This window comes from Pseudomonas sp. 3JA, assembly GCF_036961705.1.
GTDB classification, from domain to species: Bacteria; Pseudomonadota; Gammaproteobacteria; order Pseudomonadales; family Pseudomonadaceae; genus Aquipseudomonas; species Aquipseudomonas fluorescens_Q.
This window is the reverse complement of record NZ_JBAMDJ010000059.1, coordinates 22565-31852: the sequence shown is the minus strand read 5'-3', so window position 1 is coordinate 31852 and position 9288 is coordinate 22565. Positions and strand designations below refer to the sequence as shown.

6 protein-coding genes and 1 rRNA gene are annotated in these 9288 nt (G+C 61.5%); all 7 read left to right on the top strand.

Translation table 11 applies throughout. The features are described 5' to 3' along the window. The first annotated feature begins 59 nt into the window (after positions 1-59). The 7 genes from rrf to pgaD all read left to right on the top strand — a co-directional run bounded on the left by rrf (position 60) and on the right by pgaD (position 9245). Positions 60-175 (top strand): 5S ribosomal RNA (gene rrf, locus V7773_RS28570). A 171-nt stretch (positions 176-346) separates the two neighbouring features. Next, complete coding sequence (locus tag V7773_RS28565; protein WP_092150303.1) at positions 347-985, top strand: NADH:ubiquinone oxidoreductase subunit N; 639 nt, start codon at positions 347-349, stop codon at positions 983-985. Positions 986-1142: 157 nt separating this feature from the next. Then, on the top strand, positions 1143-2648 hold the full coding sequence (locus V7773_RS28560) for a YdgA family protein (protein WP_336076325.1): 1506 nt from the start codon (positions 1143-1145) through the stop codon (positions 2646-2648). A gap of 246 nt (positions 2649-2894) precedes the next feature. Beyond that, positions 2895-5375: a poly-beta-1,6 N-acetyl-D-glucosamine export porin PgaA gene (gene pgaA / locus V7773_RS28555; RefSeq protein ID WP_336076324.1), complete on the top strand. Its 2481-nt coding sequence runs from the start codon at positions 2895-2897 to the stop codon at positions 5373-5375. Positions 5376-5387: 12 nt separating this feature from the next. Beyond that, on the top strand, positions 5388-7385 hold the full coding sequence (pgaB, locus tag V7773_RS28550) for a poly-beta-1,6-N-acetyl-D-glucosamine N-deacetylase PgaB (protein WP_336076323.1): 1998 nt from the start codon (positions 5388-5390) through the stop codon (positions 7383-7385). A gap of 1 nt (position 7386) precedes the next feature. Then, complete coding sequence (gene pgaC, locus V7773_RS28545; protein WP_092150291.1) at positions 7387-8742, top strand: poly-beta-1,6-N-acetyl-D-glucosamine synthase; 1356 nt, start codon at positions 7387-7389, stop codon at positions 8740-8742. Continuing rightward, a complete protein-coding gene (gene pgaD / locus V7773_RS28540) occupies positions 8739-9245 on the top strand; it encodes a poly-beta-1,6-N-acetyl-D-glucosamine biosynthesis protein PgaD (RefSeq protein WP_072347222.1) in 507 nt (168 codons plus the stop codon). Before pgaC ends, pgaD begins: the two co-directional genes overlap by 4 nt. Positions 9246-9288: the final 43 nt, after the last annotated feature.

The following is a 9288-nucleotide window of genomic DNA, read 5'->3' as shown; positions in this document are numbered from 1 at the left end:
TTGTAGAAGTCATCGATTTTACCGACACGTTGTTGTTGAACGGGTTGGTCACAGAATTTCTTGACGACCATAGAGCATTGGAACCACCTGATCCCATCCCGAACTCAGCAGTGAAACGATGCATCGCCGATGGTAGTGTGGGGTTTCCCCATGTGAGAGTAGGTCATCGTCAAGATTGAATTCCCAGAACCCCTGTCTGCATCAGCAGCCAGGGGTTTTGTCGTTTTGGGCCGGTAATCGGATCAAGCCCCTGATGCCCCGGCAAACCCCCAATGCCGTTGCTATGCTGTGATAGTCGGGCCTCGACCAAGGGCCCGCGACGTCACTGGTCATGGGGATTCCAATAATGAAAAACCCTTATGCTCCCGGCTTCTGGTGCGCCATTGCGGCTTTGCTGCTGCTTTCGGCCACTTATTTCTATGGCGTCATGCTCACTCACCAGATCGATAAAGCGCTGTTGTTCCTCGATAGCGCCGCGGCGCTGATCGGCGTGATATCCATTGCAATCGTGGCCTGGGCATCGTTTCAGGGTCAGCGCATCAAGAAAAAACACCTCGAACAAGGTAAGACACTGGTGCTGATTTGGGACACCAAGGTTGCGCTGCGACGTGTCGAAACGGTGTTTGACCGGTATTTCTGGGGCAGTTATTGGCAGCCTGGCCGCACGTTCCAGGAAGTCATGGGGGAGCTCACCGGTACCCCACTGGAAAAAAGCCTGGAAGCCCTGAAAACCCAATGTGCTGCCTTGGACAAGCAAGTCACCCAGGACGGCTGGCATTGGCTCAACAACGCCCGAGAGTTGTGTGACGTGGCTAATGCCATGGCCCGTGAGCGCTATCAACTGGACTTCTGCGATTCACGCGCAGACTCATCATCGGGCGCGGCAGTGATCAATCGCGATTTCGAAGTGCTGGTGTACACCTGGACGGCCCGTCTCAAGACTTTCGACCATCAGCTCGATGAGATCGAAGTCCAATATTCGTAGACCACCTCTCAAGAAAACGTTTTTACCCCTATAAACATTGGGCCCGCAAGGGTGCCTGATGGTAATCTCCCCTCCTCTTTGCGGCGTCGAGCCACCCCCTTGGCGGGTCAGGGAAGACGACGGCTTTCTTCAACCATGGATATCGATCAGGTCACTCATGAATAAATCAGCAAGCGTACTTCTGGGAATCGTTGTGGCTGTCGGAGCTATCAGCGCGGGCGGCGCCTGGTACACCGGGACCAAGCTCGAAGGCGTGTTGACGAACGCTATTGCCGATAGCAACAAGCAGATGCAGACAGCCTTGGCCGGGTCCAATAGCACCGCCACGCTGGAGCTGGTTTCCATGGACCGTGGAACGTTCAGCAGCACCGCCCACTACCGCCTCAAGGGCGAGGGCGAGATCTTCGGTGGCGAGCCGGTTGAGTTGCTCTTCGTCGACCAGATCGAACACGGCCCACTGCCATTTTCGCGCTTGATAACACTCAAATGGCTACCGGTCATGGCCACCAGTCACACCGCGCTTGAGCGCAATCCGCTGACCGACAAGTGGTTCGCCGCCACCAAGGACCAATCGCCGCTCAAAGGTGTGGTCAACCTGGGGTACGATCAATCCATCAATGGCACCTACGAGCTGCTGCCCGTGGATACCAAGCTGGATGAGCAATCCCAGCTCACTTTCTCCGGTCTTAAAATCGACCTGGCTGCCAGCGCCCAGGCACAGAAGGTCAAGGCCGACGGCTATATGGACAGCTTCAAGCTGACCACCGTCGCCGAAGACCAGACTCCCGTGCAGGTAGAGCTGAGCGGCCTGACATTGGCGAGCAACCTGAGCAAAAGCGCCTACGGCTACTACATGGGTGACAACACCCTGCTGCTGAGCAACACCAAGGCCACCTTTGGTGAGCCGAAGTCGGTGCTGGGCCTGAAGAACTTCGAGATGAAGAACAGCAGCACCGAGAGCGGCACCAGCGCTTCGGGGCGTGCCGATTACAAGATCGGTGAGTTGTCGTTCAACGACAAGACCATTGGCTCGGCGCAGATGGCAGTCAGCCTGAAGAACCTGGACATCCCGGCCACCATGTCGCTGATGCAGATTTACCAGACCAAGCTGCAACCCTACGAAAAAGCTGCAGCCGAGGCCGCAGCAGCCGGCGAACCGGCGCCAGAGCTGAGCCTGACCGAAGCTGAAGAAGCGCAGGTCAAGGCTGATCTGGAGAAACTCCTGGCCGGCGCCCCGCAAGTGGCGTTGGAAAACCTGTCGTTCAGCACCGCCAATGGTGAAAGCCGCGCCAACCTGATCGTTGATCTGGCCAAGCCGCAGTCCATGGACCTGCCACCGGATGAGTTGGGCCGTCAGTTGCTCGCGCTGCTGGATTTCAATCTCAAGGTTTCCAAACCGATGCTGGTCGACCTGATGACCGTGCAGGCACAGATGGAAGGCCAGACGGATGCGAAGTTGATCGCCGATCAGGCCACTGCCACCAGCGATATGTTCAGCGCCATGGCGGTCGGTTCGGAACTGGCAACGCTTGAAGGCAACGATGTTGTCACCAAGCTGCACTACGCCAACAATCAGGTCGATTTCAACGGCCAGAAGATGACCGTTGAGCAATTCACGGCATTCGTGATGAGCAAGCTGGGCGGTGGCGTCGCCGTCCAGTAACACGCTTGGGCAACACCCCAAACCCGGCCCGTGCATCACGCATGGGCCGGGTTTTTTTAAGCCTATCGATCAGCCCTGCGCCGAAATCTGTAGCGATTCTGAAGAATTGTGGCGTTCCTGAAGATGACCCGCCTGAGAGTGCAAGACTAGGCCCATTAGAGCTTGGCTGGATTCCTTTGATCCGGCTTCCTGTTTGATGGGCAAGGGGGCACTGCGACCCGGCTGGCCATGTAAGGATGCTGACGAATGCCGCGTACTGTGGGTCCTTTTCTTCAACGTGGTTTGCGCCCGTTGTTTCGTGTCGCGCTGTGCAGCCAACTGTGCTGGCCGATGCTGGCGTTTGCCGATACCGCCTATGACCAAATGGTGCTCGACGCCCGTGCAGGCCATTACACCCCTGCGCTGACGGCGTTGCGCCAGGTGCCGGCCGGCCAGGCCAGCGCCGCACAGATCAGTGACCACCTGCAGATCGCCAGCTGGGCCGGCCTCGATAGCGAGGTGGTGTCGGTTTATGAGACCCAGGGCCGCAATCGAGCGCTGCCCGTCCAGGCGCTGACCGCAACGGCTCGTGCCTACCGCAACCTCAAGCGCTGGGATTCGGCGGCCGAGCTGTACTGCCAGGCGTTGGTGATCGACCCCCAGAACTCCGACCTGCAACTCGGCCTGGCCTTGACCCAGGCCGATGCAGGCCAGCCTGACGAAGCCGTCACTCGCGCCAAGGCCCTGGTCGCTGCCAAGCCGACAGATCCGATGCGTCGACTGGCACTGGGTTATGCCTTGACCCGCGCCAACAGCCCCCACGAAGCGCTGTTCGAATACGACCAGGCCTTCACTCGCGCCGGCAACAGCCCAGAGGTTGCGCGCGAATACATCTACGCCCTGCAACGGGCACGGTTGCCGGAGCCGGCGCTGCGCCTGGCGCGCCTGCAGCCGGGGCTGATCGACCGTGGCGTGCAACGACGTCTGGAGGGTGACGTCGCCGCCGAACGGGTGCGCCTGGCGGACATGGCCAGCCGCAGCGAACATGAGCGCTTCGTCATTGCCGACCGCGCCCTGGCCGACTACGACAAGTTGCTCGCCACCTGGACCCCGGTGGCCGAGGCCCATGACGACGTACTCCGTTGGCGCATCGATCGCATGGGCGCGCTCAATGCCCGCGCCCGTCGAGCAGAAGTGATTGCCGAATACCAGAAACTGATCGCCGAGGGCGTGAGCATCCCCACTTATGCCCTGCGCTGGGTGGCCTCTTCCTATCTGGAACAGCGTGAGCCGGAGATTGCCGTCGATCTGTACCGTCGGGTCCTGACTGCGCCGGATGCCGATCCCGCGGAGCGTTTTGAAGACAGCACCGCGCTCTACTATGCGTTGCTGGAAAGTGAAAAATCCGAAGAGGCCCGTGCACTGGCCGAAGACATGGCGAAAGCCCAGCGTCCGCGCATCGAGCTCAAGGGCCTGCCAATCGGCAACCCCAATGATGAATGGATGGACGCCCAGCAACTCGCCGCCCAGGCCGGCACGTACGGCGCCGACCTGCCTTCTGCCGAAGCGCGCCTGGACACCCTGGTTAACCAAGGCCCGGGCAACACCGGCATGCGCCTGGCCCAGGCCGATCTGTACCAGGCCCGTGACTGGCCGCGCCGTTCGGAAAACCTGCTCAAAGAAGTCGAGGCGACGATCCCGCGCAACCGTGACCTGGAAATCGCCCAGGCCCGCGCGGCCATGGATTTGCAGGAGTGGCGGCAGCTGGATGCCCTGACCGACGACGTGGTCGCCCGCTACCCGGAAAACGCCCATGTCAAACGTCTGCAGCGCCAGCGCGAGGTACACGACATGGCCGAGCTGCGCATCGAGGCCTACACCGGCAAGAGCTATGGCGGTGGCAATGGTGATGCCGGTGCAGTTACCGGCAGCCGGGACTTTGGTATCGAAACTCTGCTCTACAGCCCGCCCATCGATGAAGACTGGCGGCTGTTCGGCGGTGCCGGCTACGCCACCGGTGATTTCGAGGAAGGTACTGGTCACCACCGTTGGCAGCGCCTGGGCGTGGAGCGTCGCACCCGGGACATGACGCTGGAGGCCGAGGTCTCCAATCACTCTTATGGTTCCGGCGACAAGCAAGGCGCGCGCCTGGCCGTGGCCCGGGACATCGACGACCACTGGCAGTACGGCGGCAGCCTGGATTACCTCTCGGCCAATACCCCGCTGCGAGCGCTAAACAGCGGCATTCGCGCCAACGGCGGTATCGGTTTCGTCCGCTGGCGGGCCAATGAAAGCCGCGAGTGGCGGCTGACAGTGAGCCCGTCCCATTTCAGTGACGGCAACAATCGCCTCGAAACCCAGCTGACCGGCCGCGAGGGCATTTACAGCACGCCGCGCCTGCAAGTGGAACTGGGTCTGGAAGTCGGTGCCAGCCGCAACAGCGGCTCCAATGAAGTGCCCTATTTCAATCCGAAAGCGGATTTCAGCGTCATGCCGACCGTGAGCGCCAACCACGTGTTGTACCGCCGCTACGAGACCACGTGGAGCCAGCAGTTCCAGGTCGGTGCCGGTACCTACAGCCAGCGCGACTACAACACCGGGGCCATGGGATTGCTCGGCTACGGCCAGCGTTTCATCTGGAACGACGTGCTGGAGGCCGGTGCCGCGCTGAGCTGGCTCAACCGCCCCTACGACGGCGATCGCGAAAGCGATCTGCGCCTGCTTGTCGACCTCACCTATCGCTTCTAGAAGAGTTTGAAGATGCCTGTCATTTCGCGATTCATCCTTCTGCTGGGGGTCTTGCTGATCAGCGCTTGTGCCCAGCAAGCCCCGGCATTCACGCCGCCTTCGCAGCGTCCGCTGGCGGCCAATGACGCCCCGTGGCCGAAGAACCATGTGCTCGGCATTGCCTACCACGATGTCGACGACCGTGACCCGGACCAAGCGCTGGTGGCCGTGCGTACCGAACGGTTGATCGAGCAACTGGCGTGGCTGCGGGAAAACAACTACCAGCCGGTCACGGTGGATCAGATCATCACGGCCCGCAATGGCGGCCCGGAACTGCCACCGCGTGCGGTGCTACTGAGTTTCGACGACGGCTACGCAAGCTTCTACACCCGCGTCATGCCCATCCTGCGTGCCTATAACTGGCCAGCGATCCTTGCCCCGGTCGGCAGTTGGGTGGATACGCCGCTGAACCAAACGGTGGATTTCGCCGGGGTGCCACGCAAGCGTTCCGAGTTCCTGACCTGGGAGCAAATTCGCGAGGTTTCCAAATCGGGCCTGGTGGAAATCGCCGCCCATACCGATGCCAATCACAAAGGCATCCTCGCCAACCCGCAGGGCAACCAGCAACCCGCTGCGACCACCCGGCGCTACGACCCCGCCACCGGTCGTTACGAGACCGAGGCCGAGTTCCAGGCTCGCTTGCGCAAGGACGTGGCGGCCATTTCCGAGAAGATCCGCAAGGTCACTGGCTACAGCCCGCGTGTCTGGGTCTGGCCGTACGGTGAAGCCGACGGTACTGCGTTGCAGGTGATTGGCAACGAGGGCTATCAAATGGCCCTGACCCTGGAGGATGGTCTCGATAGCCTGGATAACCTGATGAGCGGCCCACGCTTCCTGGTGGCGTCCGATCCGGATGGTGCCCATTTCGCCGAAAGCATCGTGTCGGTGCAGACGATGGACCCGATGCGCGTGGTGCATGTCGACCTGGACTACGTCTATGACCCGGATCCGGTGCAGCAGGAGGCCAACGTCGGCCAGTTGGTCCAGCGTATTTCCGACCTGGGCGCCAATACGGTGTTCCTGCAAGCCTTTGCCGATCCGAAAGGCGATGGCCTGGTGCACTCGTTGTACTTCCCCAACCGCCACCTGCCGGTACGCGCCGACCTGTTCGACCGTGTCGCCTGGCAACTGCGCACTCGGGCCAACGCCAAGGTCTATGCCTGGATGCCGGTGCTCAGTTTCGCCCTGGACGCAAAGCTTTCGCGGGTACAGCGCTGGGATCCGGAAACCGGCAAGACTGGCGTTGCCCCGGACCAGTACGTGCGTTTGTCGCCGTTCGACCCGAACGTGCGCAAGGTCATTGGCGAGATCTACCAGGATCTGGCGCGGATGAGCTCATTGGATGGCGTTTTGTACCATGACGACGCGGTGTTCTCCGATTTCGAGGACGCCAGTCCCGCGGCCCTGAAAGTCTATGCCGCCCACGGCTTGCCGACGTCCATTGCCGCCCTGCGGGCCGATCCTGTAGCGATGCAACGCTGGACCCGCTTCAAGAGCCGCTACCTGATCGACTTCACCCATGAGCTGACCGCCAAGGTCCGGGCGATTCGTGGTCCGCAGATCCTGACGGCGCGCAATATCTTTGCCGAACCGATGCTCAACCCGCAAAGCGAAGCCTGGTTCGCCCAGAACCTCGACGACTTCCTCGGCGCCTATGACTGGACGGCGCCGATGGCTATGCCGTTGATGGAAAACCAGACCCGCCAGCAATCCGGTCCCTGGCTCGAGCGCCTGGTGGACACCGTCAAGGCCCGTCCCGGCGCGCTCAAGCGCACGGTGTTCGAACTGCAGGCCCGGGACTGGCACAGCAAGCCGGTCAGCGATATCGACGGCGAGCAACTGGCCGACTGGATGGGGCGCCTCAAGCGCAAAGGCGTGACCAGTTTCGGCTACTACCCGGACAACTTCATCGAAGACCAGCCCGCTGTGAAAACCGTGCGGCCGGCGCTCTCCAACAAGTGGAATCCTTGACATGCTCGACAGACTGCTCGCTCTGCTGGTGCTGGCGATCGTCCTTGGGGTGCCCCTGGGCCTGATCTTCCTGGTCACCGGGCAATTCCTGATGGACTTCGTGTTCTTTTACCCGCTGTTCATGTCCGGGCTGTGGATCGCCGGCGGCCTGTACTTCTGGCTGCACTGGGAGCGCCACTGGCCGTGGAAGGACGACACCTTGCCACCGCCCCTGGCCGGCGAGCCGTTGATCAGTATCCTGATCCCGTGCTTCAACGAAGGCGACAACGTCGCCGACACCATTCACGCGGCGCTGGGCCAGCATTACCCGAACATCGAAGTCATCGCCATCAACGACGGCTCGAAGGACAACACGGCCCAGATGCTCGATCAGCTGGCGGGTGAAGACCCGCGCCTGCGCGTCCTGCACCTGGCGGAAAACCAGGGCAAGGCCGTGGCCCTGCGCATGGGCGCCATCGCGGCGCGCAGTGAATACCTGGTGTGCATCGACGGTGACGCGCTGCTGGCGCCGAACACCTGTGCCTACCTGGTGGCGCCGATGCTGGACAACGCCCGCCTCGGCGCGGTGACCGGCAACCCGCGCATCCGTACCCGCTCGACCTTGATAGGCCGGGTCCAGGTCGGCGAGTTTTCCTCGATCATCGGCCTGATCAAGCGCACTCAACGGGTGTTCGGGCGGATCTTCACCGTGTCTGGCGTAATCGTCGCGTTCCGTCGCTCCGCCCTGCACCGGGTTGGCTACTGGAGCCCGGACATGATCACCGAAGACATCGACATCAGTTGGAAGCTGCAACTGGATCACTGGAGCATCTTCTACGAGCCGCGCGCGCTGTGCTGGATCCTCATGCCCGAAACCCTGCGTGGCCTGTGGCGGCAACGACTGCGCTGGGCCCAGGGGGGCGCCGAGGTGTTGTTCAAGAACATCCGTGGCATCTGGCAGTATCGCCACCGCTACCTGTGGCCACTGTTGTTCGAATATTGCCTGTCCACCGGTTGGGCGTTCACGTTCCTGCTGTCGGTGATTTTCTGGGGGGCTGGCAAATTCGTCGAAATGCCAGAGGCCATCGCGGTCGATCACCTCATGCCGCCAGCCTTCACCGGGCTGCTGCTGGCCGTGGTGTGCCTGCTGCAGTTCGCGGTGAGCATCCTGATCGACCGCCGCTACGAAAAAGGCCTGTGGCACATCATGTTCTGGGTGGTCTGGTACCCGTTGGTGTTCTGGCTGATCAGCCTCTTCACCACTCTGGTGAGCTTTCCAAAAGTGCTGTTCGGGCAGCATCAGAAGCGTGCGCGCTGGATCAGTCCGGATCGCGGTATCAAACCGTTCGATGATCAGGAAGAGGAAGTGATCCGATGAAAATTATCAGGACCCGGCAACGGCCTTTTCTGGTGCTCATCGATGCGTTTTTTACCGTACTGGCGTGGGTGGGGTTGTTGTACTTGCTGGTCAATGGACTGTGGCCGCTGTTCGCGAGCCAGGCCGGTCCGCGCCCGGGAGGGTCACTGTTCGATACCCTGGGGACCTTGCAGGTCTATGGATGGATCGCCTTGGTCAACGCGGTGCTGTTGATTACCTGGGCGCGTTACCAACAGCGTAAAAGTCGCAGCTTCGCCCAGCGCCGGTCGCCGGCCCCGGTCGTGAATGACCAGGGCTTGAGCGCCAGTTTCAAGTTGACCGACGAGCGCCTGGACACGCTGCGCCAGCCCGGCTCGAAGACTATTCACAACAATCAGGACGGCGACATCAGCCACGTCGTGCCGCACTTCCACTTGCTCAGCCCCGACTTGCAGCCACCGCCCCTGGCGCCACTGGAGCGGCCGGGCGTGATTCACCTGCCGGCCGATCACTCCGTACATTGATGCAAGCCGTGCCGACGCTTTCGCGAGCAAGCCCGCTCCCACA

Excerpts from the sequence above, each read along its gene's own strand:
- V7773_RS28565 (WP_092150303.1), top strand. The coding sequence starts at position 347 with ATGAAAAACCCTTATGCTCCCGGCTTCTGGTGCGCCATTGCGGCTTTG.
- V7773_RS28560 (WP_336076325.1), top strand. The coding sequence starts at position 1,143 with ATGAATAAATCAGCAAGCGTACTTCTGGGAATCGTTGTGGCTGTCGGA.
- pgaA (WP_336076324.1), top strand. The coding sequence starts at position 2,895 with ATGCCGCGTACTGTGGGTCCTTTTCTTCAACGTGGTTTGCGCCCGTTG.
- pgaB (WP_336076323.1), top strand. The coding sequence starts at position 5,388 with ATGCCTGTCATTTCGCGATTCATCCTTCTGCTGGGGGTCTTGCTGATC.
- pgaC (WP_092150291.1), top strand. The coding sequence starts at position 7,387 with ATGCTCGACAGACTGCTCGCTCTGCTGGTGCTGGCGATCGTCCTTGGG.
- pgaD (WP_072347222.1), top strand. The coding sequence starts at position 8,739 with ATGAAAATTATCAGGACCCGGCAACGGCCTTTTCTGGTGCTCATCGAT.